The 24829-nt window shown below is 69.2% G+C and carries 22 protein-coding genes; 8 read left to right on the top strand and 14 right to left on the bottom strand.

The window, feature by feature from the left end; all coding sequences use genetic code 11:
* Positions 1-24: 24 nt before the first annotated feature.
* The 3 genes from BMY74_RS32095 to BMY74_RS32085 are packed head-to-tail and all read right to left on the bottom strand — an operon-like array spanning position 25 to position 4408.
* Positions 25-441, bottom strand: a complete 417-nt coding sequence (locus BMY74_RS32095) for a DUF4233 domain-containing protein (RefSeq protein WP_089922234.1) — start codon at positions 439-441, stop codon at positions 25-27.
* Positions 438-1775, bottom strand: a complete 1338-nt coding sequence (gene folC / locus BMY74_RS32090; RefSeq protein WP_089922233.1) for a bifunctional tetrahydrofolate synthase/dihydrofolate synthase — start codon at positions 1773-1775, stop codon at positions 438-440. Before folC ends, BMY74_RS32095 begins: the two co-directional genes overlap by 4 nt.
* Positions 1776-1780: 5 nt before the next feature.
* On the bottom strand, positions 1781-4408 hold the full coding sequence (locus tag BMY74_RS32085) for a valine--tRNA ligase (protein ID WP_089922232.1): 2628 nt from the start codon (positions 4406-4408) through the stop codon (positions 1781-1783).
* Positions 4409-4544: 136 nt separating this feature from the next.
* On the opposite strand from BMY74_RS32085, the gene BMY74_RS32080 reads away from it, so the two are divergent.
* Entirely contained in the window at positions 4545-5402 is an 858-nt protein-coding gene (locus tag BMY74_RS32080) for a hypothetical protein (RefSeq protein WP_089922231.1), read from the top strand.
* A gap of 150 nt (positions 5403-5552) precedes the next feature.
* On the top strand, positions 5553-7841 hold the full coding sequence (locus BMY74_RS32075; protein WP_089922230.1) for an FdhF/YdeP family oxidoreductase: 2289 nt from the start codon (positions 5553-5555) through the stop codon (positions 7839-7841).
* A gap of 1 nt (position 7842) precedes the next feature.
* Here the strand turns inward: BMY74_RS32075 and BMY74_RS45335 are convergent, their stop codons facing one another.
* Positions 7843-8001: a hypothetical protein gene (locus BMY74_RS45335; RefSeq protein WP_177230019.1), complete on the bottom strand. Its 159-nt coding sequence runs from the start codon at positions 7999-8001 to the stop codon at positions 7843-7845.
* Between the two features lie 23 nt (positions 8002-8024).
* Positions 8025-8582 (bottom strand): ArsR/SmtB family transcription factor, encoded by a 558-nt coding sequence (locus tag BMY74_RS32070; protein WP_089922229.1) that lies wholly within the window; start codon positions 8580-8582, stop codon positions 8025-8027.
* Positions 8583-8749: 167 nt separating this feature from the next.
* Here BMY74_RS32070 and BMY74_RS32065 point away from each other — a divergent pair, with 167 nt between their 5' ends.
* On the top strand, positions 8750-9217 hold the full coding sequence (locus tag BMY74_RS32065) for a DUF2238 domain-containing protein (RefSeq protein ID WP_218159811.1): 468 nt from the start codon (positions 8750-8752) through the stop codon (positions 9215-9217).
* Here the strand turns inward: BMY74_RS32065 and BMY74_RS32060 are convergent.
* A complete protein-coding gene (locus BMY74_RS32060) occupies positions 9108-9599 on the bottom strand; it encodes a hypothetical protein (RefSeq protein WP_089922227.1) in 492 nt (163 codons plus the stop codon). The two genes, BMY74_RS32065 and BMY74_RS32060, sit on opposite strands and share 110 nt — an antisense overlap.
* A 47-nt stretch (positions 9600-9646) precedes the next feature.
* Positions 9647-11161 carry a phytoene desaturase family protein gene (locus tag BMY74_RS32055; protein ID WP_089922226.1) on the bottom strand — a complete coding sequence of 505 codons (1515 nt, stop codon included), beginning with the start codon at positions 11159-11161 and terminating at the stop codon, positions 9647-9649.
* Positions 11162-11226: 65 nt separating this feature from the next.
* Between BMY74_RS32055 and fdhD the strand changes: the two genes are divergently transcribed.
* Genes fdhD through BMY74_RS32040 form a run of 3 tightly spaced genes read left to right on the top strand, consistent with a single transcriptional unit; the run spans position 11227 to position 14092 of the window.
* Complete coding sequence (fdhD, locus tag BMY74_RS32050; RefSeq protein ID WP_089922225.1) at positions 11227-12054, top strand: formate dehydrogenase accessory sulfurtransferase FdhD; 828 nt, start codon at positions 11227-11229, stop codon at positions 12052-12054.
* A complete protein-coding gene (locus tag BMY74_RS32045; RefSeq protein WP_089922277.1) occupies positions 12041-13171 on the top strand; it encodes a CaiB/BaiF CoA transferase family protein in 1131 nt (376 codons plus the stop codon). Before fdhD ends, BMY74_RS32045 begins: the two co-directional genes overlap by 14 nt.
* 39 nt (positions 13172-13210) lie before the next feature.
* Entirely contained in the window at positions 13211-14092 is an 882-nt protein-coding gene (locus BMY74_RS32040) for an alpha/beta hydrolase (RefSeq protein ID WP_089922224.1), read from the top strand.
* Here BMY74_RS32040 and BMY74_RS32035 read toward each other — a convergent pair.
* From BMY74_RS32035 to tig, 6 genes are all read right to left on the bottom strand, one after another.
* Positions 14089-15387 (bottom strand): serine hydrolase domain-containing protein, encoded by a 1299-nt coding sequence (locus BMY74_RS32035; RefSeq protein WP_089922223.1) that lies wholly within the window; start codon positions 15385-15387, stop codon positions 14089-14091. The two genes, BMY74_RS32040 and BMY74_RS32035, sit on opposite strands and share 4 nt — an antisense overlap.
* Positions 15388-15458: 71 nt before the next feature.
* The gene (locus BMY74_RS32030; protein ID WP_089922222.1) at positions 15459-16037 is read right to left on the bottom strand and encodes an RBBP9/YdeN family alpha/beta hydrolase; all 579 of its coding nucleotides are present in this window, start codon (positions 16035-16037) and stop codon (positions 15459-15461) included.
* 625 nt (positions 16038-16662) lie between these two features.
* The gene (gene clpX, locus BMY74_RS32025) at positions 16663-17943 is read right to left on the bottom strand and encodes an ATP-dependent Clp protease ATP-binding subunit ClpX (protein ID WP_089922221.1); all 1281 of its coding nucleotides are present in this window, start codon (positions 17941-17943) and stop codon (positions 16663-16665) included.
* A 316-nt stretch (positions 17944-18259) separates the two neighbouring features.
* Positions 18260-18889, bottom strand: coding sequence for an ATP-dependent Clp protease proteolytic subunit (locus BMY74_RS32020; RefSeq protein ID WP_089922220.1), 630 nt, complete (start codon positions 18887-18889; stop codon positions 18260-18262).
* A 19-nt stretch (positions 18890-18908) separates the two neighbouring features.
* The gene (locus tag BMY74_RS32015) at positions 18909-19493 is read right to left on the bottom strand and encodes an ATP-dependent Clp protease proteolytic subunit (protein WP_089922276.1); all 585 of its coding nucleotides are present in this window, start codon (positions 19491-19493) and stop codon (positions 18909-18911) included.
* Positions 19494-19721: 228 nt separating this feature from the next.
* Positions 19722-21071, bottom strand: coding sequence for a trigger factor (gene tig / locus BMY74_RS32010; RefSeq protein WP_089922219.1), 1350 nt, complete (start codon positions 21069-21071; stop codon positions 19722-19724).
* Positions 21072-21548: 477 nt separating this feature from the next.
* Here tig and BMY74_RS32005 point away from each other — a divergent pair, with 477 nt between their 5' ends.
* Complete coding sequence (locus tag BMY74_RS32005) at positions 21549-22448, top strand: LysR family transcriptional regulator (RefSeq protein ID WP_089922218.1); 900 nt, start codon at positions 21549-21551, stop codon at positions 22446-22448.
* A 37-nt stretch (positions 22449-22485) separates the two neighbouring features.
* Here the strand turns inward: BMY74_RS32005 and BMY74_RS32000 are convergent, their stop codons facing one another.
* Positions 22486-23475 carry a LacI family DNA-binding transcriptional regulator gene (locus BMY74_RS32000; protein WP_089922217.1) on the bottom strand — a complete coding sequence of 330 codons (990 nt, stop codon included), beginning with the start codon at positions 23473-23475 and terminating at the stop codon, positions 22486-22488.
* A 97-nt stretch (positions 23476-23572) separates the two neighbouring features.
* Between BMY74_RS32000 and BMY74_RS31995 the strand changes: the two genes are divergently transcribed.
* Positions 23573-24826: an ABC transporter substrate-binding protein gene (locus tag BMY74_RS31995; RefSeq protein ID WP_177230018.1), complete on the top strand. Its 1254-nt coding sequence runs from the start codon at positions 23573-23575 to the stop codon at positions 24824-24826.
* Positions 24827-24829 lie beyond the last annotated feature (3 nt).

Raw genomic sequence — 24829 nt, 5'->3', positions numbered from 1 at the left:
GCCGGGCCTGACCGCCGCACGCGGTCAGGCCTGCTCCTGCTCCGCCTGCTCCCGTGCCGCCTGCTGCTGTGCGGGCAGCCGCCCCTCGGCCATCCGCTGCAACAGGTCCCTGCGCAGCCACAGCAGGTAGCCCCACACCAGCCCGAAGATCACGCCGATCACGCCCATCGCCGGCAGCAGCAGCCACGAGGCGATCAGCAGCACGTGCAGGCCCACGACGACCGGGATCGCCCACGGCCGGCGGACGAACGCGCACATCGCGATGAACACCGCGATGAAACCGAACGCGATCCAGCCGACCAGCGACGTGACGCCGCCGTGCAGCTTGGCGATGACCGGCAGGGCCAGGGCGACGACGATGACCTCGAGGATCAGCGTGCCGGCCATGATGCCCCGGAACGCCTTCATCGGGTCCTTCTTCAGAGGGGCCGGGGTGGTCATGCCGGCTCCTTTCCGAACAGCGCGCGGGCCTCACCGGCGGTGACGACCGAGCCGGTGACGATGATGCCGCCGCCGGACTGCTCGTCCTCGGTGAGGTGAATGGCTTCCTCGATGGCGTCGACCAGTCTCGGGCGCACCTCGAAGCGGTCCTCGCCGAAGATCGGCACGGCGAGGCCGGCGAGCACGTCCGGGTCCATGGCGCGCGGCGAGGAGTTGGTGGTGATCACCAGTTCCTGCACGACCGGTTCCAGGGCGGACAGGATGCCCTCGGCGTCCTTGTCGGACATGACCGCGACGACGGCGACCAGCTTGCGGAAGCCGAACTCCGACTCCAGCGCCTTGGCCAGTGCCACGGCGCCGTGCGGGTTGTGCGCGGCGTCGACGAACACGTTGGGAGCGCTGCGAACGCGCTCCAGCCTGCCCGGCGTGATGACCGACGCGAAGCCCTCGCGGACGAAGTCGACGTTGATCTGGCGGTCCGGGCCCGCGCCGAAGAACGCCTCGACGGCGGCCAGCGCGATCGCCGCGTTCGCCGCCTGGTGTTCTCCGTGCAGCGGCAGGAAGATGTCCTCGTACACGCCGCTGAGGCCCTGCAACGTGATCATCTGGCCGCCGACCGCGACGGCCCGCGAGATCACGCCGAACTCGCTGCCGAAGCGGGCCACGGTCGCGTCGACCTCGGCCACTCGCTCCAGCAGCACCCGCATGACCTCGGGCGTCTGCTCGCCGATGATCGCGACCGAGCCCGGCTTGATGATGCCGGACTTCTCGACCGCGATGTCCTCGGGGCGGTTGCCCAGGTACTCGGTGTGGTCGACGCCGATCGGGGTCAGCACGGCGACGCGGGTGTCCACGATGGACGTCGCGTCCCACGTGCCACCCATGCCGACCTCGACCACGGCGACGTCGACCGGCGCGTCCGCGAAGGCCGCGTAGGCCATGCCGGTGAGCACCTCGAACTTGCTCATCCGGATCTCGGACCGCGAGTCGACCATCGCGACGTACGGCTCGATGTCGCGGTAGACCTCGACGTAGCGCTCCGGCGAGATCGGCTGGTTGTCGAGGCTGATCCGCTCGGTCGCGAGCTGCAGGTGCGGGCTCGTGAACCGGCCCGTGCGCAGGCCGATGCGCGTGAAGAGCGCGTCGACCATGCGCGACGTCGACGTCTTGCCGTTCGTGCCCGTCAGCTGCACGACCGGGTAGGACGTCTGCGGGTCGCCCAGCACGTGGGCGAGCGCCTTGATCCGGTCCAGCGACGGCTCGAGCTTCGTCTCGGGCCACCGCTGGTTCAGCTCGTTCTCGACGTCGAGGAACTCGTCGAGGTTCGTTTCCACTGTTCTTACGCCTCCGGCAACGCCGCGAGGCGCTCGTTGATGCGGGCGATCTCGGACTCGGCCACGGCCTTGCGCTCCTCGATCTTGGCCTTGACGTCGGCGGGCGCCTTGGCGAGGAACGCCTCGTTGCCCAGCTTCTTCGTCGTGCCGTCGAGCTCCTTCTGCGCCACGGCCAGGTCCTTCGCGAGGCGCTTGCGCTCCGCGGCGACGTCGATCGCGCCGGACAGGTCCAGCTCGACCTTCACCGCGCCCTTGGGCAGACCGACCTCGAGCGTCGCCGAGACGGTGAACTCGTCGCCCGGCTCGGTGAGCCGCGTCATCGCGCGGACCGACGGGACCTGGTCGAGCAGACCGACGCAGCACGCGCCGCGGACCTTGCCCGCGACCTTCTGGCCGGGCTTGAGGCCCTGCTCGGAACGGAACCGGCGGATCTCGGTCGCGAGCTTCTTCAGGCCCTCGACCTCGGCCTTGGCGTCCAGGTCGCGCTCGGCACCGGACGGCTTCGGCCAGTCGGCGACGACCAGCGACTCACCGCCGGTCAGCGACGTCCACAGCGTCTCGGTGATGAACGGGATGGCCGGGTGCAGCAGGCGCAGCAGCGTGTCGAGGACGTGGCCCAGGACGGACTGCGTGGCCTCGGCGCGGCCGTCCGCGATCTGGACCTTCGCGATCTCCAGGTACCAGTCGCAGAACTCGTCCCACGTGAAGCTGTAGAGCGCCTCGCAGGCACGGGAGAACTGGAACGCCTCGAAGTTGGAGTCCACAGTGGACACCAGCGCGTCGAGCTCGTCGAGGATCCAGCGGTCGGCCGCCGTCAGCTCGTCCCGAGCGGGCAGCGGACGCTCCACCGTCGCGCCGTTGGCCAGCGCGAACCGGGTGGCGTTCCACAGCTTCGTGGTGAAGTTGCGGGAACCGGCCGCCCACTCCTCGGCGACGGCCATGTCCGAACCGGGGTTCGTGCCGCGCAGCAGCGTGAACCGGGTGGCGTCGGCGCCGTAGCGCTCCATCCAGTCGAGCGGGTCGATGCCGTTGCCCTTGGACTTCGACATCTTCTTGCCGTACTGGTCGCGGATCAGGCCGTGCAGGAAGACGTGGTCGAACGGCTGGACCTCGTCCATCGCGTACAGGCCGAACATCATCATCCGGACGACCCAGAAGAACAGGATGTCGTAGCCGGTGGACAGGACCGAGGTCGGGTAGAACTTCTTCAGGTCCTCGGTGGAGTCCGGCCAGCCCAGCGTCGAGAACGGCCACAGGCCCGAGGAGAACCAGGTGTCGAGGACGTCCTCGTCCTGGCGCCAGCCCTCACCGGTGGGCACCTCGTCGTCCGGTCCGACGCAGACGACCTCGCCGTTCGGGCCGTAGTAGACCGGGATCCGGTGGCCCCACCACAGCTGGCGCGAGATGCACCAGTCGTGCAGGTTGTCGGTCCAGTCGAAGTACCGCTTGTTGAGCTCGGCCGGGTGGATCTTGGTGCGGCCGTCGCGGACGGCGGCGGACGCGGCGGCGGCGATGCTCTCGACCTTGACCCACCACTGCAGCGACAGGCGCGGCTCGACGACCGTGTTGCAGCGCGAGCAGTGGCCGACCGAGTGGACGTACGGCCGCTTCTCCGCGACGATCCGGCCCTCCGCGCGCAGTGCGGCGACGATCGCCGGGCGCGCCTCGAACCGGTCGAGGCCGAGGAACGGGCCGGGCACGGTGATCGTGGCGCGGCCGTCCATGACCGTGAGGTTCGGCAGGCCGTGGCGCTGGCCGATCTCGAAGTCGTTCGGGTCGTGGGCGGGCGTGACCTTGACGGCGCCCGTGCCGAACTTCGGGTCGACGTGCGCGTCGGCGACGATCGGGATGCGGCGGCCGGTCAGGGGCAGCTCGACCTCGGTGCCGATGAGGTGCTGGTAGCGCTCGTCGTCCGGGTGGACGGCGACCGCGGTGTCACCCAGCATCGTCTCGGCGCGCGTGGTCGCGACGACGATCGAGTTCTCCCCGTCGCCGTAGCGGATCGAGACGAGCTCGCCCTCGTCGTCGCTGTGGTCGACCTCGATGTCCGACAGCGCCGTCTGGCAGCGCGGGCACCAGTTGATGATCCGCTCGGCCTGGTAGATGAGGCCGTCGTCGTACATCTTCTTGAAGATCGTCTGGACGGCGCGCGACAGGCCCTCGTCCATGGTGAAGCGCTCGCGCGACCAGTCGATGCCGTCGCCGAGCCGCTTCATCTGGTCGAGGATCTTGCCGCCGTACTCCTCTTTCCACTCCCAGACGCGCTCGACGAACTTCTCGCGCCCGAGGTCCTGCCGCGACAGGCCCTGCTTCGCTAGGTCGCGCTCGACGGCGTTCTGCGTCGCGATGCCGGCGTGGTCCATGCCGGGCAGCCACAGGACCTCGTAGCCCTGCATGCGGCGGCGCCTGGTCAGCGCGTCCATCACGCTGTGGTTCATGGCGTGGCCCATGTGCAGCGAGCCGGTGACGTTGGGCGGGGGCAGCACGATCGTGAACGGCGGCTTGTCGCTCTTGACGTCCGCCTCGAAGTACCGCCGGTCGACCCACCGCTGGTACAGCTCCGCCTCTACCTCCGCCGGGGTCCACGCGGCGGGGAGTTCGGGACGCTGGGTTGCGGTGTCGAGTTCAGTCACAGCCGAGAAGTCTACGGAGGCCGGGGTCTCGACTTGAAACGAGATACCTGATAACGGCCCGGCGACGATTCCCGCAGGGCGGACCACGTCCTCACCGGGCTGGCCGATGATGTGCGCCGATCATCTGGGGGAACACGTGCACCACGACATCGAAGATCATCCTGATCTGAAGGACGCGGCCTGGATCCGGGGCGCGAACAGACGGGCGAAGCGGGAGATCCGCAGGCAGCGCGGCCGGGCGCGGTGGCGTCGGCACAGCGGCAAGGTCGTCTCCGCGATCGCGCTGCTCGTCATCGCCGGCGTGCTGTTCGGCTTCCACCGGGCCGGGAAGTTCGGCGACGTCTCGTTGCCGGACGTGCAGCTGCCGCACTCGGGCGTGAACGTGGAGGTCCCGTTCGCGAAGACGCCGGCGGAGCAGTGGCCGGAGGGCGAGAAGGGCATCGTCGCGCCCGACGGCAACCCGGCGTACGGGCAGGTCCGGCAGGCGCTCGTCGCCGCGCGACTGGACCCGGCGGTGCTCACCGAGCACAAGCCCGACCGGTTCCTCGCGATGCTGGCACCTCCCGCGCGCGAGCACGTGGCCAAGGACGTCACCGGCTGGGTCACGCGGCTCAAGCAGGGCACGAAGCTGCTGCCGAACGGCATCCGCGTGTCCGGGAAGATGACGCTCGGCGAGAAGGACGGCTACCCGGCCGTCACGGCGGACTACGTGTTCGCGTACGCGTTCGAGCCGCCGGAGCCGGGGAAGCTCACCGACCAGATGGAGATCGTCGCCGCGGTCCGCGAGCAGGTGACGTACGCCATCACACCGGAGGGGCTGTGGCCCTCGGACTCCTCGGGCTACCAGTACTCGATCGCCTGCCAGGCGGCGAAGGACGGCTTCCTGGCGCCGCAGTTCACCGAGCCCCGCAAGCAGGGCGTCGGCCTGCCGGGTCAGGAGAAGAAGTACTTCTCGCCGGACGGGGAGATCCCGACCGAGAACACCTGCGATTGATCACTCTTTCAGAGGTGCCGAGCGAGAGTGACGGCGATCACAATTGAGCGTCACGGACCGTTCAACCCCTTGGGGCCCGTGACGGGCGACGCCGCCGCGTTCTTCGGGGGCGCTGGCGGCGCCGACGTCCATAAGCGTTGAATGGGACGCATGAGCAGCAAGCCCCCGCAGCACGACGTCGACGAGTCCGCGATCGAAGTCAGCACCCCGAAGACATGGGCCGCGGGGATCCCCGGCGTGCTCGTGTCGCTCGACCGCGCGGTCGAGCAGATGGGTGTCGGGCGCACGGTGAAGACGTTGCGGCTGCTCAACCAGCGCGAAGGTTTCGACTGCCCCGGTTGCGCGTGGCCGGAGCCGCAGGGGCACCGCAAGATGGCGGAGTTCTGCGAGAACGGCGCCAAGGCCGTCGCGGAGGAGGCCACCAAGCGCCGCATCGGCCCAGCGTTCTTCGCGGAGCACTCCATCGAGAGCCTGCGGACGAAGACCGACTACTGGCTCGGGCAGCAGGGCCGGATCACCGAACCGATGGTGCTGCGGCCGGGTGCGACGCATTACACACCGATCGCCTGGGACGAGGCGTTCACGCTGATCGCCGACGAGCTGAACGCGTTGCCGAACCCGGACGAGGCGATCTTCTACACCTCGGGCCGCACCAGCAACGAGGCCGCGTTCCTCTACCAGCTGCTGGTCCGCTCGTTCGGCACGAACAACCTGCCGGACTGCTCGAACATGTGCCACGAGTCGTCCGGCTCGGCGCTGAACGAGACGATCGGCATCGGCAAGGGCTCGGTGTCGATCAAGGACTTCGACCTCGCCGACCTCATCGTGGTCATCGGCCAGAACCCCGGCACGAACCACCCGCGCATGCTCAGCGCGCTCGAGGACGCCAAGAAGAACGGCGCGAAGATCATCGCGATCAACCCGCTGCCGGAGGCGGGCCTGATGCGGTTCAAGAACCCGCAGAACGTCGCGGGCGTCGTCGGCAGGGGCACCGCGCTGTCCGACGAGTTCGTGCAGATCAAGGTCGGCGGCGACCAGGCGCTGTTCCAGGCGATCGGGCACCTGCTGCTGCAGTGGGACAAGCTCGACAAGACGTTCATCGAGGCGAAGACGCACGGCTTCGAGGCCTACGCCGAGAGCCTGCGCGAGCTCGACTGGGACCGCGTGCTCACCGCGACCGGCCTGACCCGCGAGCAGATCACCCGCGTGGCGGGCATGTTCGTCGACTCGAAGGCCACCATCGCCTGCTGGGCCATGGGTCTCACGCAGCACAAGCACAGCGTGCCGACGATCCGCGAGATCACGAACGTCATGTTCCTGCGCGGCATGATCGGCAAGCCCGGCGCGGGCCTGTGCCCCGTGCGCGGCCACTCGAACGTGCAGGGCGACCGCACGATGGGCATCTACGAGAAGATGCCGGAGTTCTTCCTGAAGGCGCTGGAGAACGAGTTCGGCATCTCGGTGCCGCGCAAGCACGGTTACGACACCGTCGACGCCATCAACGCGATGCGCCACGGCCGCGGCAAGGTCTTCATCGCCATGGGCGGCAACTTCGTCAGCGCCACCCCGGACACCCCGGTGACCGAGAAGGCGCTGGAGCAGTGCTCGCTCACGGTCCACGTGTCGACGAAGCTCAACCGCTCGCACGTGGTCCACGGGAGGACGGCGCTGATCCTGCCCGCCCTGGGCCGCACCGAGAGCGACGTGCAGCACTCGGGCGAGCAGTTCGTCACGGTCGAGGACTCGATGTCGGTCGTGCACCGGTCCCGCGGCCGGCTGGCACCCGCGTCGGAGCAGCTGCTGTCCGAGGTCTCGATCGTCTGCCGCCTGGCGCGCAGGACCCTCGGCGCCGCGCACCCCGTGGCGTGGGAGGAGTTCGAGAAGGACTACGACGTCATCCGCGAGCACATCTCGCGGGTCGTGCCGGGCTGCGCCGACTACAACACGCGCGTGCGCCGGCCCGACGGTTTCGTGCTCCCGCACCCGCCGCGCGACTCGCAGGAGTTCGCGACGACGACCGGCAAGGCCAACTTCACGGCCAACGAGATGACGGTCATCGACGTGCCCGAGGGCCGCCTGCTGATGCAGACCCTGCGCAGCCACGACCAGTACAACACCACGATCTACGGCCTGGACGACCGCTACCGCGGTGTGAAGGACGGCCGCCGCGTGGTGTTCGTGAACCCGGAGGACGTGGCGGCGCTCGGGTTCTCCGACGGCCAGATGGTCAACATCGTCTCGGAGTGGAAGGACGACCCGACGGGCGTCGTCGAGCGCCGCGCCGACGCGTTCCGGATCGTCGCCTACTCGACCGCCCGCGGCTGCGTGGCGACGTACTTCCCCGAGGCGAACCCGTTGGTGCCGCTGGACTCCAAGGCGGACATCTCCGGGACGCCCACCTCCAAGTCGGTGATCGTGCGACTGGAGCCCGTGGCCTGACTCAGGCGTGCCGGACCCGGACGGAGAGCCGTAAGCGGCGCCGTTCGGGTTCGGCCTTCGTCTCCTCGGCCTTCTTGACGAGCCGGCGCGCGGCCGCGTCGGCCTCGAAGTCCTGCTGACGGTACTTCGCGATAGCAAATGCATCGTGGTGCGAGATCATGCGAGTTCTCCTTCGGTGGGTTGTTATTCGGGTGCGACCGTCACGGCCAGGAAGTACCTGACCGCCCGCGCGCCCTCGGGCCGCAGCGACTCGTCGAGACGGCGGTCGTCGTACTTCTCCAGGAGCGCCTGCACCTCGGCGTGGTACTCGACGGCCTCCTCCGCCGTGAGGAACTTGACGGTGCCCTGGGTGCCGACCGTCCTGCGCCACTCCTCCGGGAGGTGCTCGTGCCGCCGCAGGCGTTCACGGGTGCGCTCGAACTCCTGGTCCAGGTAGGCCATCGCGGCGGCTTCGGCAGCCAGCGCGGCCTCCCCCTCGAGCCCCTCCGACGAGATGGACTGGCGTCCGCGCACGATCCGCCACGGCTTCTGCCGGCCCGCGCCCTCGACCTCCTCGACGAACCCGTACTTGGCCAGCATGTTCAGGTGGTACGAGCAGCTCGCGACGCTTTCACCGAGCTTCTCCGAGCACTGCGTGGCGGTGTGCGGCCCCTGCTCGGTGAGCACCTGGAGCAGCTTCCACCGGAACGGGTGCGAGAGCGCCCGGAGTGCCTTGGGGTCGGTGATGGGACTGTCGGTCATGACACCAAGGTCTCACATCAAGGAACCTTTAGCAAGAAACCTTGATATATAGATCCTGATATAAAGCCGCCCATGACTCGGGGGAAGTGGTGGCCGCTGGGCGCGTTCGCTGACCAGGCTGCCGAGCAGGCGTTGCACGGCTCGCTGACGGCATAGGCACTGCTCGCGTGGTGACTGCTCAGGAAGCCCTCGACACCGCAGAGCAGGCGCTGCCGTTCCTCGCGCTGCACACGGTCGCGGCGCGGTGGATCTACTTGTTCGTCTCCTACGACGACTGGGCGGACGCGCTGCTCGGCGTGCGGCTGCCGGAAGCGTTCTCCAGGGAGCGCAACCACTTCGACCGGCTCGTGCACTTCAACTGCGGCGTGTGCCTGATGGCGGTGCTGCGGCGGAAGTGGCTGCGGTCGCTGGAGGTCGTGCTCGCGATGACGCTCGCGCCCGAGGTCGCCGAGGCCTACAACGGCCAGCAGGGCGACATGTGGGACGCCCACGCGGACATGGCGCTGGCCGCGCTCGGCGCCCTCGTCACCAGTCTGGTGAGTTCCGCGCCACGGCGGTCACGAGCGGAAGCGACTCGATCACCGGCACCCGGAGCAGCTCGGCCGGCACGTCAGGATCCCGGACGGGCTCGATGAGCTCGCGCAGCAACGCGCCGACGACGTCGTCCGCCGACTGGTCGACCTCGTGGATCAGGTCGCGCAACTGGTCCGCGGCCTCGTTGAGCACCCGCGGCCGCTGGGGTTCCTCCAGCATCAGCGCCGCCAGCCTCAGCACGCGACGGCACGTGCGCAGCCTCAGGCTCCTGCTCGCGGACTCGCGCGTGCCGGCGAGACCCAGCCGGCCACGCGTGCGTTCGATCCACGGCTCGACCGTCTCACGCCGCCAGATCGGGCCGGACGCGAGTTCGGCGTCCGGCTCGGGAATGCCGTGGGAGCGCCGCTTTCTCCACACAGCCACCAGCTGCCGACTGAGCCCCATGGCGTCGGCGATCTCCGCGATCCCGTAGAAGTCCCCCACACGCGCAACTGTAACCAGAGATGACGTTGGGTGTCATCGAACATGTCTCAAATTCGTTCGAGGACCGCTTTCGCCGCGTTGTGGCCGCCGATGCCGCTGACCCCGCCGCCGCGCCGGGATCCCGCGCCGCAGACGAGGACGTTGTCCACATCGGTCTCGACGCCCCACCTGCCGATCTGGTCCTCGGTCTCGGCGAACGGCCAGTCGAGCTCGCCGTGGAAGATGTTGCCGCCCGGCAGTCCCAGCTCGGACTCCAGGTCGAGCGGGGTGCGGGCCTCGATGCACGGCTCGCCGTCGGCGTCGGTGGCGAGGCAGTCCCGGATCGGCTCCACGAGGTGCGCGTCGAGCTGGTCGAGGTAGCGCCGCACGAGTTCGTCGCGCAGTTCCTCGTTGCGGCCCTGGAAGAGCGACGCGGGCAGGTGCAGGCCGAACAGCGTCAGCGTCTCGTGGCCCCGCAGCGACGGCCCGAGGATCGACGGGTCCGTCAGCGAGTGGCAGTACATCTCGCCCGGCAGGACCGACGGCACCTGACCGGCCGCGCTCTCCAGGTACGCGGTCTCCAGCTGGTCGTAGGACTCGTCGAGGTGGAACGTGCCGGCGAACGCCAGCCGCGCGTCGACGCCGGACTTCAGCTCGGGCAGCCTGCGCAGCAACATGTTGATCTTCAGCTGGCAGCCGGGCGCGTCCTGGACCTCCTTGCCCCGCAAGCGTCCCAGCACCGACGGTGCCACGTTCGAGAGCACGAACCGGGCCTCGACCGTCGTGTCCCCGCAGGTCACCGCGGCGGTCTTGCCGTCCGACTCGACGGACGTCACCTCGGCTCCGGTGACGATCTGCGCGCCGGCCTCGCGCGCGACCCGTTCCAGCTCGGCGGTGACCCCGCCCATGCCGCCGACCGGGACCTTCCACTCGCCCGTGCCGTTGCCGATCACGTGGTAGAGGAAGCACTTGTTGGCGCTCAACGAGTGCAGCGAGGCGTGCGTGCCGATCAACGCGTCCGTCGCGACGACCCCGCGCACCAGGTTGTTGTCGAACAGCTCCTGCAGCGTCGCGCCGATCGGCCGTTCGAAGACCTGCTCCCACACCCGCCCGCGCGCCACCGCGTCGACGTGCACTCGCAGGTGGTCGCGGGACACCAGCGGTTCCAGCAGGGTCGGCGCCAGGGCCTGGGCCATCAGCTCCAGGTCCGCGTACCAGCGCTGCCACCGCTCCCAGTCGTCGAGCGACCCGCAGACGGCCTCGAACGACTCCACCGTCGCCGCACCCGGCGAGCGTTCGACGAGCAGACCCGTCTTGCCGTTGGGGGTGTACGAGGACGCGGCGCGCGACTTCAGCGCCAGCCGCAGCCCGAGGTCCGACACGATCCGGTCGGGCAGCAGCGACACGAGGTACGAGAAGCGCGAGAGCCGGGCGTCGACGCCCTCCCACGGTGACGCGCTCACCGCGGCCCCGCCGACGTGCGGCAGCTTCTCCAGCACCCTGACCGACTTCCCCGCCCGCGCGAGGTACGCGGCCGCCACCAAACCGTTGTGGCCGCCTCCCACGATCACGACGTCGTCCATGCCCCGGAATCCCTCCCACGTAGCCTGGTCGGTGGGGAACATAGCGGTCCGAAGGAGATGTGCACATGGGCCGAGTGACGGTGCGCCGAGCGGTCGAACGGGTGTCGCCGAGCGGTCGTCGGCGCAGAGTCGACGCGCTCGCCGCCGAGGAGCCGCTGGAGCTGAGGGTCAACGGCAAGGCGTTGGCCGTCACGATGCGCACGCCCGGTCAGGACGTGGAGCTCGCGCACGGCTTCCTGCTCAGCGAGGGCGTGATCGGGTCGTCGAAGGACATCTCGATCGCCCGGTTCTGCGAGGGCACCGGGCCCGACGGCATGAACACCTACAACGTGCTGGACATCGCGCTGGCCGAGGGCGTGCCGCCACCGGACACCGGGGTGGAGCGGAACTTCTACACCACGTCGTCGTGCGGGGTGTGCGGCAAGGGCGCGCTGGACGCGGTGAAGCTCAAGACCCGCTACTCCCCCGCGTTCGACGAGGTGAAGGTGACTCCCGAGATGCTCACGGGTTTCCCGGACGCGTTGCGGGAGCGGCAGAAGGTCTTCGAGAGCACCGGCGGGCTGCACGCGGCCGGGTTGTTCGTCGACGGGGAGCTGCTCGTCGTGCGCGAGGACGTGGGCCGGCACAACGCCGTCGACAAGGTCCTGGGCTGGGCGGTGCTGCAGGACCTGGTGCCGTTGCGCGGCGCGGTGCTGATGGTGTCCGGGCGGGCGTCGTTCGAGCTGGTGCAGAAGGCCGCGATGTCCGGCATCCCGGTCCTCGCGGCGGTGTCGGCGCCGTCGTCGCTCGCCGTCGAGCTGGCCGAGGAGCAGGGCATGACGCTCGTCGGCTTCCTGCGCGGCGACTCGATGAACGTCTACACCGGTGGGGAGCGCGTGGTTGAGACCGCTTGACGGCGTCGTGGTGGTGAGCCTGGAGCAGGCCGTCGCCGTGCCGTACGCGACGCGGCTGCTGGCCGATCTGGGCGCACGGGTCGTCAAGGTCGAACGGCCTGGGACCGGCGACTTCGCCCGCCACTACGACTCCGCGTGCGGTGAGGTGTCGTCGTACTTCGCGTGGACGAACGTGGGCAAGGAGTCGGTGACGCTCGACATCACCCACCCCGACGGCCGCGAGGTGCTGGAGCGGCTGGTCGCGCGTGCCGACGTGCTGCTGTGCAACCTGTCGCCGCGGGTGTGGTCGCGGCTGGCGCTGGACCTGCCGCCGTCGCTGGTCGTCGGCGAGCTGTCCGGCTACGGCTGGGACGGCCCGTACGCCGACCGCAAGGCGTTCGACGCGCTGGTGCAGTCCGAGGCGGGGCTGGTGTCGCTGACCGGGGAGGGCGACGTGGTGGCCCGTGCCGGCATCTCGGTCGCGGACATCGCGGCGGGCGTCCAGCTCCAGGCGGCCGTGCTCGCGGCGTTGCTCCAGCGCGGCCGGACGGGTGAAGGCGCACGGCTGCGGTTGTCACTCTTCGAAGCGATGGCCGAGTGGATGCACCAGCCGATGCTCTACGCCGCCGGGACGGGAGCCTCGGCCCCGCGGTCGGGCGCCCACCACCCGAGCATCGCGCCGTACGGGCCGGTGGCCTGCGCGGACGGCGCCGTGCACCTGGCCGTGCAGAACGACGGGCAGTGGCAGCGGCTGTGCGGCCTGATCGGGCTCGCGCCGCAGGAGAGGTTCGCCACAGTGGCGTCCCGCGTGGAGCACCGCGCGGAGCTCCAGGAACTGCTCGAACAGGCGTTTTCGGGCCTCACCGCGGCCGAGTTGCTGACCACTCTGGACGGTGCGGACGTGCCCGCCGCGCTGACCAGGCCGATCACCGACCTGCCCACCCACCCGCAGCTCGACACGTGGGTTGACGTGCGCGTTCCCGGCGGAACGGCCCGGATGCTGCCGCCGCCCGTGGCCGGTTTCGAGTGGTCGCCGGGTGCGGTTCCGGCACTCGGCGAGCACACTGACGCCGTGCTGACCTGGCTGGGCTATTCGAGTGAGGAACGAACTGCCTTACGCGTGCGTTCCGTCCTCTGAACAGGAAACGAGGAACGGTGCCCACGCGATGAGGTGAGCATGGGGGAACCGAGGTACAGCCGCCGCACCCTCCTCGCGGCGATAGGCGTGGTCATCGCGACAGCCACCGGCGTCGCGACGTACGTGTCGTCGTCCTCCGGTCCCATCGAGCAGCAGATCGCGACGGCGGACAAGGTGCGCGCCACCCCGGTCGCGAAGCCCGTGATCCGGTTCGAGCGCGTCTACTCGGCCGCCCGCCACCGCGAGATCACCCTCGCCTTCTACCTCCCGGCGGGCGTGAGCACGCGCGGCCTGCCGATGTCGATCCTGCTGCACGGCCTGCGCGGCGACGCCCGGCACGCCGCCGTCGGCGACCTCCCCCAGGTCCTGACCGCGGCCGTCGCGAAGGGCTCGGTGCCCGCGTTCGGGTTCGTCGCGGTCGACGGCGGCGACAACTACTGGCACGAGAACGTCCCCGGCGACGACCCGATGGCCATGCTGCTCGACGAGGTCCCGCGCTGGCTTAAGGAACGCGGCTACGGCGAACCGTTCGCGGTGACCGGCGTGTCGATGGGCGGCTTCGGCTCGCTGCTCTACGCACGCCGCCGTGCCGAACGGGGCGACCCGGTCGCGGCCGCCGCGGCCATCTCCCCCGGCCTCATCACGACGTGGCCGGAGATGGCGAAGCGCCGCGCGTTCAAGAGCGAGGCCGAGTGGGCGTCGCTCGACCCGCTGCGCAACCTCAAGGCGACCGGCCCGACGGCGCTGGGCGTGTGGATCGGCGACAAGGACAAGTTCATCGAGGGCACCCGCCGTTTCATCCGCGACGTGCGCCCCCAGGTGAGCGCGGTCAAGCCCGGCGGCCACGACGACGGGCTGTACCGGAAGGTGACGCCCGACGTCGTGCAGTTCCTCGCCAAGTACGCGAAGCGCGCTGTCTAGATCCGCTGGGCCGCGCGGCCCCAGTGCAGGTACTTCACCCTGTCGTCCTCGTCGCGTCCGCACAGGACGATGACCGGGTGGTGGCCGTCGTCCTTCTCGACGGCGATCAGCGCGTCGCCCCGCAGCCCGGTGTACTCGCGTTCACCGTCCTCGAAGAAGGCCTCCCAGAGGGGGTCGAGCGCCACGTACCGGACGTTCACCCTCCCGCCCGCGCCCTCGGAGACGTGCACCTCCACTCCCGCCGACCGGTACACGCCGACGACCCGCTCGACGTCGACCGGCACCGGCAGGGGCGGCGGCATCGGGAACTCGGGCAGCCTGACACCCGCCAGTTCGCCGAACACCTGCTCGTAGACCGCGCGCACCAGCGGCAGCTCCTCACCGCCGTTGGTGAGGACCGCGACCGCGAGCCCGGCCTCGGGGACCACCCGCAGGTAGGCGTTGAAGCCCAGCGTCGACCCGGTGTGCCCCATGCCGGTGACACCACCCGCGTACTCGTGCAGCGCCCACCCGAGCCCCTGCTTCCCGCCGAGGCCGAAGTCGGGCGGCACGACCTGCGTGACGCGCAGCGCGTCGAACTCGCCGGTGCCGAGGTGCATCCCGACGAACACCAGGAGGTCCCGCGCACTCATCGCGAGCACACTGCCCGCAGGCGCGTCGGCCTCGGTCATGAGCTTCCCGGCGGGCGTGCGCTCCTTGCCCAGGTGCCCGGTGGCGCACTCCTGGGAGGCGTACTCGGCGTGGCTCACGGCGGCGGTGCGCAGCCCGAGCCGCTCGATCAGGCGTTCCCGCAGGACGACCCGGAAAGGCTTGCCGCGCAGCACTTCCACGACCCGACCGAGCAGCGTGAAGCCGCTGTTGCAGTACGAGTACAACTCGCCCGGCGCGACCACCTGCCGCGCGTCCGCCATGCGTTCGACGTACTTCTCGAGCATGTCGTCACCGCTGCCGGTGTCGTGGAAGAGATCCCCCTCGAACCCACCGGTGTGGGTGAGCAGGTGCCGGGGCGTGACGACCCGCGCGGCCTCCTCGTCGGCCAGCCGGAACCCGGGCAGCACGTCCCGCACCGGCCGGTCGAGGTCGAGCAGGCCCTCGTTCACCAGCTCCTGGACGAGCGTCGCCGTCCAGACCTTGGTGATCGACCCGATCTGGAAGATCGAGCCGGTCGTCACCTTCTCCCCCGTGACGTTGTTCAGCACGCCTGCCGCCACATCGGTGATCTCACCGTCGTGCAGCACGGCGACCTGAGCGCCCACGACACCGTGTTCGGCGACGAGCGCGTCCAGTCCGATCATGCATCCCCCAGGATTCGTCTAGTGGCTCAGAACGTTCGGCGGCGTATCCGCCAACGCTCTGAGTCACACCACTAGCGCGGCGAGAGCGGCACCGTCCTCGACCGCACCCACTTGAGCACCGCGGGCCACTCCCCGTAGCCCGAGTCGATGTTGATGTGCCCGGCCCCCGGCACCACGTCGACCTCGATCCGCAAGGCCTCCGCGAGCTGCTTAGCGTCCTGCATCGAGCAGTGCGGGTCCCCCTCCCCCGCGACCAGCCGCGTCTCGGTGGCGGCCCGGCGCAGGTTCGCCGGGTCGAGCGGCGACGGCAGGAACGACTTGATGGCCGGCTCCGGGTGGTCCAGCCGGGGCGGCGCCACGAGCAGCACGCGGTCGACGTGGGCGATGCCCTCGCGGGCCGCGTGGTGCAACCACAGGTGGCAGCCGAGCGAGTGGGCGACGACCACGCGTTCGCGGTCGGTCGGCATCGCCTCCAGGTGCGTGTCGAGCTCACGCAGCCACGTGTCGCGGTCGGGCGCCTCGGGACTGCTGAAGTGCGGCATGTCGGCGAGGCCGCCGTGCTCGGAGACGGTCTGGGCGAGCCAGCGCTGCCAGTGGCCGGGGCCGGAGCCGGTGTAGCCGTGGAGCAGGAGCACGTGGGGCAGCGACATGGCTCCCACCCTAGCGGCGTGGCGGTGGGCGACGCTGGGATGTGAGCGCTGGGGCTGGGGGCGCGAACCCGCCGCTGGGGGGAGCGAGGGGAGGCGGGCCGGAGGGAGGGAGGCTGCCGGGCGGCGGGCGGGCAGGAGCGGCAGGGCAGGACGGAAGGCGGGCGCGCGGCGACCAGCAGGAGGGCGGCCAGCCGGGCGGGAAACCAACCGCGCGGCAGGAGGCTCGGCAGCAGCCGGACAAGCGACAGCGGCAGGCCAGCAGGCGGGCGGCAGGCAGGCGCGCGGCGGGAAGCGGCAGGCGGTAGGCAGAAGCGCGGATGGCCGGCGCGCGGTCGGGAAGCAGCTGGGCGGCGGGCGGAAGGAAGGTGTGGTTGCGCCTCGTGGCTCTAGGCGGTCAGATTGGGCCCCCGCCGCGCCCTCATCGACACCGAAAGGCGAGGCGCACCCGCCACGTTCCCGCCGCACCAACGCCGGCTCGGGTGCCCGGCGCCGTACCGCCCTGCCGCGCCATCACCGTCCGCCGTGCCATCTCCGGCTCGCCCATCACGCCCGGCCCGCGCGGCCGAACCCCGGCACCGCGAAGGGCGCCCGGTTTCCCGGGCGCCCTTCGCGGTGTGGCTCGAACCTAGGCCGACTTCTCGCGGCGCTCTCGGCGCGAGGGCTGCCGGGCCACGATGGTCGGGTTCACGTTCTCCTTCACCGTCTGCTCGGTGATGACGACCTTGGCGACGTCCGTGCGGCTCGGGATGTCGTACATCACCGGGAGCAGGACCTCCTCCATGATCGCGCGCAGGCCTCGGGCACCGGTGCCGCGCAGGATCGCCTGGTCGGCGACCGCTTCGAGCGCGGTCTTGGTGAACTCGAGTTCTACGCCGTCCATCTCGAAGAGCTTCTGGTACTGCTTGACCAGGGCGTTCTTCGGCTCGGTGAGGATCGAGACCAGCGACGGCTTGTCGAGGTTCGTGACGGAGGCGACCATCGGCAGACGCCCGATGAACTCGGGGATCAGGCCGAACTTGATCAGGTCTTCCGGCATCGAGTCGGCGAAGTAGTCCGCCGCGTCCGTCTCGGCCTTCGAGCGGACCTCGGCGCCGAAGCCCAGGCCCCTCTTGCCGACCCGGTCCTGGATGATCTTCTCCAGGCCTGCGAAGGCACCGGCCACGATGAACAGCACGTTCGTCGTGTCGATCTGGATGAACTCCTGGTGCGGGTGCTTGCGGCCGCCCTGCGGGGGCACCGAGGCGGTGGTGCCTTCCAGGATCTTGAGCAGCGCCTGCTGCACGCCCTCACCGGACACGTCGCGCGTGATCGACGGGTTTTCACTCTTCCGAGCGATCTTGTCGACCTCGTCGATGTAGATGATGCCCGTCTCGGCGCGCTTGACGTCGTAGTCGGCGGCCTGGATGAGCTTCAGGAGGATGTTCTCGACGTCCTCGCCGACGTACCCGGCCTCCGTCAGCGCCGTCGCGTCGGCGATGGCGAACGGCACGTTCAGCATCTTCGCGAGCGTCTGCGCGAGATAGGTCTTGCCGCACCCCGTCGGGCCGAGCATCAGGATGTTCGACTTGGCCAGCTCGACGCCGTCGTCACGACCCTCGCGCCCGCGGTCGCCCGCCTGGATGCGCTTGTAGTGGTTGTAGACGGCGACGGAGAGGGTGCGCTTGGCATCACTCTGGCCGATGACGTACTGGTCGAGGAACTCGTGGATCTCGGCGGGCTTCGGCAGCTCGTCGAGCTTCACGTCGCCGGCTTCGGCCAGCTCCTCCTCGATGATCTCGTTGCAGAGATCGATGCACTCATCGCAGATGTAGACGCCGGGGCCGGCGATGAGTTTCTTCACCTGCTTTTGGCTCTTTCCGCAGAAAGAGCACTTCAGCAAGTCGCCGCCGTCACCGATACGCGCCATGACCGCTGACCTATGTCCCCTCCGGCGCACACCTGCTGTAGTGCGCCTGCTGACTTGCTGTGGCAGTCCCACTGGCTGTGGGTGCGAAGCCCGTTCTCCTGACGGTACCTGGCCGACCCCGTTTCAGGGGAGGACCCGCGTGCCCCCGACGCGCCGATCAGGCCAGATGACCGGTCACATCGGCGTGTCGGGTGGGCGAGCGATGTCCGTGGAGTGGTTTCCCAGCCCCTGGGACGTACCCAGGGTCGGGGGACCTCCCCGGACGGCGGGTGGGCGAGCGCTCCTCACGAGCACGCCTCGCCCGTCCGCCGGCACCTCAGGACTTGGCGGAAAGCTTCCGGTAGGGCAGCACCGAGTCGACGATGCCGTACTCCTTGGCCTCGTCGGCCGTGAGGATGCGGTCGCGCTCGATGCTCTCGCGAACCTCCTCCGCCGTCCGGTTGGTGTGCCGCGCGAGGGTGGTCTCCATCAGGCGGCGCACGCGCTGGATCTCGTTCGACTGGATCTCCAGGTCGGACACCTGACCGTACGCGCCCTCCATGGAGGGCTGGTGGATCAGGATTCGCGCGTTCGGCAGCGCGTGGCGCTTGCCGGGCGTGCCGGCGGCCAGCAGCACCGCGGCGGCCGAGGCGGCCTGGCCGAGGCAGTACGTCTGGATGTCCGGACGCACGAACTGCATGGTGTCGTAGATGGCCATCAGCGAGGTGAACGAGCCACCCGGCGAGTTGATGTACATCAGGATGTCGCGGTCCGGGTCCTCGGACTCGAGGACCAGCAGCTGCGCCATGACGTCGTTGGCCGAAGCGTCGTCAACCTGCACGCCGAGGAAGATGATGCGCTCCTCGAACAGCTTGTTGTACGGGTTCGACTCCTTCATGCCGTAGCTGGTGCGCTCGACGAACGACGGCAGCACGTACCGCGACTGAGGGGCGTGGAACTGGCTCACTTCGAGATCTCCTCAGCTGCTAGTTGCTCGAGCCGACCGGCTGCGCGCGGGTGACGACCTTGTCGACGAAGCCGTATTCCAGCGCTTCCTGCGCCGTGAACCAGCGGTCGCGGTCGGAGTCACGGGTGATGGTCTCCACCGACTGCCCGGTGTGCTCCGCGATGAGCTCGGCCATCTCGCGCTTGGTGCGCGTCAGCATGTCCGCCTGGATCGCGATGTCCGCGGCCGTACCGCCGACACCGGCCGACGGCTGGTGCATGAGGATGCGCGCGTGCGGGAGCGCGTGGCGCTTGCCGGGCGCGCCCGCCGAGAGCAGGAACTGCCCCATCGAGGCCGCGAGGCCCATCGCGTACGTGGCCACGTCCGGCTGGATCAGCTGCATCGTGTCGTAGATGGCCATGCCCGCCGTGACGGAGCCACCCGGCGAGTTGATGTAGAGCGTGATGTCCTTCTCGGGGTCCTCAGCGGCGAGGAGCAGCAACTGAGCGGTGATCTGGTTGGCGATGCCCTCTTCGACCTGCGATCCCAGGACGATGATCCGCTCGCGGAGCAGCCGCTCGTACACCGAGTCGTTGAGGTTCATCCCGGCGGTGGCCGACCGCATCTCGGGGGTCGGGAAGGAGTGCTGCGTCACGTCTGCCTGCCTAACTCCAGGTGGAACGAATCTGGAAGCGAAAACTCTCTGCGATCGACCTTAACGAAGGCGGGCGGCGTCAGATGCCCGACACCGCCCGCGTTCGCTATCAGCTGTATTTCATGGAGCTCGCCCGCTCGCGGTAGGGCGCGTGAACTGCCCGTCTGAGATGGGCTTCACCCGTCTCAGACGATCCACTCACGCCTCCTGGCCGTCCTCATCGGACTTGGTCTCGCCGAAGAGCTCGTCGAGGTCCAGCTTGGCGCCCGAGGTGTCGGACACCTCGGCCTGGCGCACGACGCTCGCGAGCGCCTTGCCGCGGCGGACGTCGGCGAAGATCGCGCCGAGCTGGCCGGACTGCTGCGCGCGCTTGACGTACTCGTCCGGCGAGATGCCGAAGCGCTGGGCCTGGTAGATGATCCGCTCGGTCAGCTCGCCGTCGGACACCGTGACCTGCTCGGCGTCGGCGATCGAGTCGAGCACCAGCTGGGTCTTGACGGCCTGCTCGGCCGCCGTGCGCAGCTCGGCGTCGAACTCCTCCTCGGTCTGACCCTGCTCGGTCAGCCACGCGGCGAACTTCGCGTCGTCGTGGTCGAAGGCGTGCACGGCGTCGTGCTTGCGCGCGTCGATCTCGCCCTGGACGATGCCCTCGGGCAGCGGGACCTCGGTGGTCTCCAGCAGAGCCTCGAGGACCTTGTCGCGCGCCTGCACGCCCTGCTGCATCTTCTTGACGCGGCCCAGACGGGTCTGCAGGTCGGCCTTGAGCTCCTCCAGCGTGTCGAACTCGCTGGCGAGCTGCGCGAACTCGTCGTCGAGCTCGGGGAGCTGGCGCTCCTTGACGGTGCTCAGCACGACGGTGACCTCGGCCTCGCGGCCCTCGTGCTCACCGGCGACGAGCGTCGTGGTGAAGGTCTTGGTCTCACCCTCGGAGGCGCCGACGAGCGCCTCGTCGATGCCCTCGACGAGCTGGCCGGAGCCGACCTCGTAGGACAGGCCGCTGGTGCGCGCCTCCTCGACCTCTTCGCCGTCGACGGTGGCGGACAGGTCGACGATCACGAAGTCGCCGGTCTGCACCGGGCGGGAGACGCCGGTCAGCGTGCCGAAGCGCGCGCGGAGCTCGTCGAGCTGGGTGGTCACGTCCTCGTCGGTGACCTCCTGCTCGTCGACGGTCACGGCGAGCTCGCCGAAGGCGGGCACGGTGATCTCGGGGCGGACGTCGACCTCGGCGGTGAACTCGAGCGTCTGGCCGTCCTCGATCTTGGTGACCTCGAAGTCCGGACGGCCGAGCGTGCGCACCTCACCCGCGTTGACCGCCTCCAGGTACTTGGCCGGGATGGCCTCCTGGATGACCTCGTCCAGCACCGGGGCGCGGCCGATGCGGTTCTCCAGGACCTTGGCGGGGGCCTTGCCCGGGCGGAAGCCGGGGATGCGGACCTGCTTCGCGAGCTTCCGGTACGCCTGGTCGAAGTTCGACTTGAGCTCGTCGAACGGCACCTCGACGTTGATCCGGACCCTCGTCGGGCTCAGGTGCTCGACGGTGCTCTTCAACGTGGACTCCTCGATACGAACAAGAACGTGCAAGACAGCCGGTACCACCACTGCGGGCGCCCGGATTCCCAGCGAGTCTAGGCGAGACCCGCACCGTGACCGCCGCCACCCCGTTCCGAGCGGCCCCGGACCCGCCGGCCCGGCCGTCGCACGCGACCCGGAACCGCCGCGCCGCGGCACACGTCCAAGCGATCTCCGGACAGCTCCCGAACCGCTTCCCGCCGCCCCGTTCATTGTTCGCCTCGCGAAAGGCTTCACAGAAGGAAGTCACGCCACTACGGCGCGTCAAAACATTGCCCACAATTTCACTCGTTCGGCGGAAACAGCCTTTCCGCGACCCGTGGAGATGACTCCATAAGCACCAATCATCCCGCCTCCGCGGACAGGTAGCGTTACTGCTCCCGCACCATCCGTAACAGGACCACGGGAACGAACGAGAAAAAGACGTCGCACCGTTTTACCCCGAGGATCCGCCTGATGGAGACACGCCAGCTTCTCGCGTTCACGACCGTGGTTCAGACAGGGAGCTTCACCAAGGCCGCAGCCACGCTCAACTGCTCGCAGCCGACCATCACCACACGCATCAAGGCGCTGGAGGAGGCCCTCGGGGTCGTCCTTTTCCGACGTCTCCCCAGAGGTATCCAGATGACGTCCGCGGGCGTGGAGTTACTCCCGTTCGCACGAAACATCATCAACCTCACCGAAAAGGCTCGAAAAGCCATCACGATGAACGGCGAGCCGCACGGCAAACTCGTCATCGGTTCCGCTCAGAGCCTGACCGACTACCGTCTGCTACCGCTCATCGAATACATGTGCTGGCGCTACCCGTCGGTCCAACTCTCACTCCACTCGCGCAACGCGCTGAACAACCTGAACTCGGTGCGCGACGGCCAACTCGACTGCGCGTTCTTCATCGGCGCCATCGAACCGCGCGACGGCCTGGAAACGACGGTGCTGTGCCCGGAGCCCCTCGTCATGGTGGCGGGCCCGAACCACATGCTCACCCAACGCCAGTCCCTGACCGAGGACGACCTCACGAGCAGCACCCTCATCCGCGCGGAGAACGGTGCCTCGTACCACGAGCTCTTCGAGCACTCCCTCGGCTACGACGACACGAGGGCCCCGGTCCTGGAACTGGACTCCGTCGACGCCGCCAAGCGAGCGGTCGCCTCGGGCCTCGGCATCGCGCTCATGCCGGAGGTGACGGTGTCCGCCGAACTGGCCGACGGCAGGCTGGTCCGCTTGCCCTGGTCCCCGACCTTCCGCGTGTACACGCAGTTCGGGTGGCGCCAGGACAACTCGACGAACCCGGCGGTGACGGCCCTGGTGTCGGCGGCGGCCCAGGTGGTGAGCGACCAGGTCGCGTCGCTGACCTGACGCACGGAGTCGCACGCGGGGTGCCGCGTGCGACTCCTCAGACTCCCGGCGCGACCCCGGAACTGGCCCGCACGACCAGTTCCGGCAGCACGTCCTCGACGTCGGTGGGCGATGCGCCCTCGATCACCGCGACCAGCGCTCGAGCGGCCCTGGCCCCGAAGGCGAACGTGTCCCGCGACAACGCGGTGAGCCGTCCGTGCTGGCACAGCACCGAGTCGTCCCACGCGACGATCGACAGCTCCTGCGGCACGGCGACCCCCAGGTCCGCGGCCACCTCGGCTCCCGCGACCGCCATCACGTCGTTGTCGTACACGATCGCCGTAGGCCGAGCATCCGAGGACAACAACGCCCGAGTAGCGGCAGCTCCCGACTCGGCCGTGTAGTCGCCGGCCACCACGACACCGTCCACAACGGACGAGGCGAAGGCCGCGTCCCGCCGAACGGTGTGCAGCAACGACGACAACCCCGCCACCCGCGCGATCCGCCTGTGCCCCAACGATTTCAGGTGCTCCACCACGGACGTCATGGCCGCGTAGTCGTCAGCCCACACCGAGGCCAGTGAACCGTGGTGGCCGGCCCCACCGACCACCACGGCCGGCAGCCCGAGCGCGGTCATCAACTCGACCCGGGGGTCCGACACCAGCAGGTCGACCAGGAACACCCCGTCGACCCGGTGCTCGGCCCACCACCGCTGGTAGAGCGCGATCTCCTCCTCCCGGGACGAGACCACCTGCAACAACAGCGCGCAGGACATCTCGGACTGCATCCCGGCGATCAGCTGGAAGAAGAACGCCTCGTCCCCCAGCGCACGCGGCGGCCGCACCAGCACCAGCCCGACCGCGTCAGCGGAGGCGGACGACAGGGCACGGGCGGTGACCGAGGGCCGGTACCCGAGCGAGGACGCGACCTCCAGCACCCGCGCACGGGTCGACTCCGACACGCCGGAACGGCCGTTCAGGGCCAACGACACGGCGCCTTTGGAGACCCCCGCGGCCGCCGCGATGTCCTTGATCGTTGGCCTCTTCACACGCGCACCCTGTCCAGAACCAGACAACAAGACGTTCGGAGGCTAGCCGGAGATAAACCGGTTTAGCTAGGGTCCGCGACCAAGGAGGTGGGTGTCAATGAAGAGGCGCACGTTCCTCGCGGGCCTGGCGGCGGTGCCCGTGGCGGGCTGTGGACTGTCCGGCACGTCCAACACGTCATCGAGCGCATCAGGCCAGGTCACGGGCGAGATCACGTTCCAGACCTGGTCCCTCAAGCCCAAGTACACCGACTACGTCAACGGTGTCGTCGACGCTTTCCAGAAGCAGCACCAGGGCACCACCGTGAAGTGGGTCGACCAGCCCGCGGACGGGTACCTGGCCAAGGTCATGGCGGACGCGAGCGCGGGCAGCCTGCCCGACGTCATCAACGTGCCGCCGGACCTCAGCTTCCCGCTTGCCAAGGCGGGGCAGCTCGTCGACCTCGACGAGAGCCTGAAGGACGCCAGGCCCGAGTACCTCGAGAACGCCTGGCAGGCGTTCGAGATCCCCGGCAGGGGCGGCTGCTACGGCTTCCCCTGGTACCTCAACACCGGCCCGATCTTCTACAACAAGGCCCTGTTCCAGCAGGCGGGTCTTGATCCGGACAAGCCACCTACGAACTTCAAGGAACTCGAGGCCACGGCGCTCAAGCTCGCCGAGAAGAAGGTCGCGATCCTCGGCCAGACCCCCAGCATCGCCGACTTCGGCCTGTACGGCGTCAAGCTGTTCGACAACGACAAGTTCACGTTCAACGAGCCCAAGGGCGTGGAGTTCGTCGAGACCTACAAGCGCATGTACGACGCGGGTGCGCTCATCCCCGAGGCGCTCACGCAGAACTACACGGGCGCCGGCGCGAAGTTCATGGCGCAGCAGACGGCGATGAACGCGGGCAGCGCGTACGACCTCGGCAAGTTCAAGACCGACGCGCCCAGCCTCTACGCGAACATCGGCATCACCACGCCCATCACGAACACGGGCAGCGCCAACATGTTCCTGCACGGCGTGAGCGTGCCGAAGAGCAGCAAGAACCAGGCCACGGCGCTGGCGTTCGGCCGCTTCCTCACCAGCGCGGAGAACCAGGTGGCGTTCGCCAAGCTCGCCTCGATCTTCCCCAGCACCAGCAAGGGCGGCGACGACCCGTACTTCACCACCGAGGACGGGACGGACGAGGCACGGGTCCGGGTCGCCGCGGCCAAGCAGCTCAAGACCGCGGTGAACTACACGCCCGTGCAGTTCAGCGACCAGATGCGCGAGGCGCTGCTGCAGCAACTCGCCGACGCCATGCTCGGCAAGAAGTCGCCGAAGCAGGCGCTGGACGACGCCGTCGCCGAGTGCAACCGGCTCCTGAAGTAGGCA

Origin of the sequence: Lentzea albida, assembly GCF_900111005.1 — a bacterium.
In the GTDB taxonomy this organism is placed as follows: domain Bacteria; phylum Actinomycetota; class Actinomycetes; order Mycobacteriales; family Pseudonocardiaceae; genus Lentzea; species Lentzea albida.
This window is presented reverse-complemented; position numbering and strand designations above follow the sequence as displayed.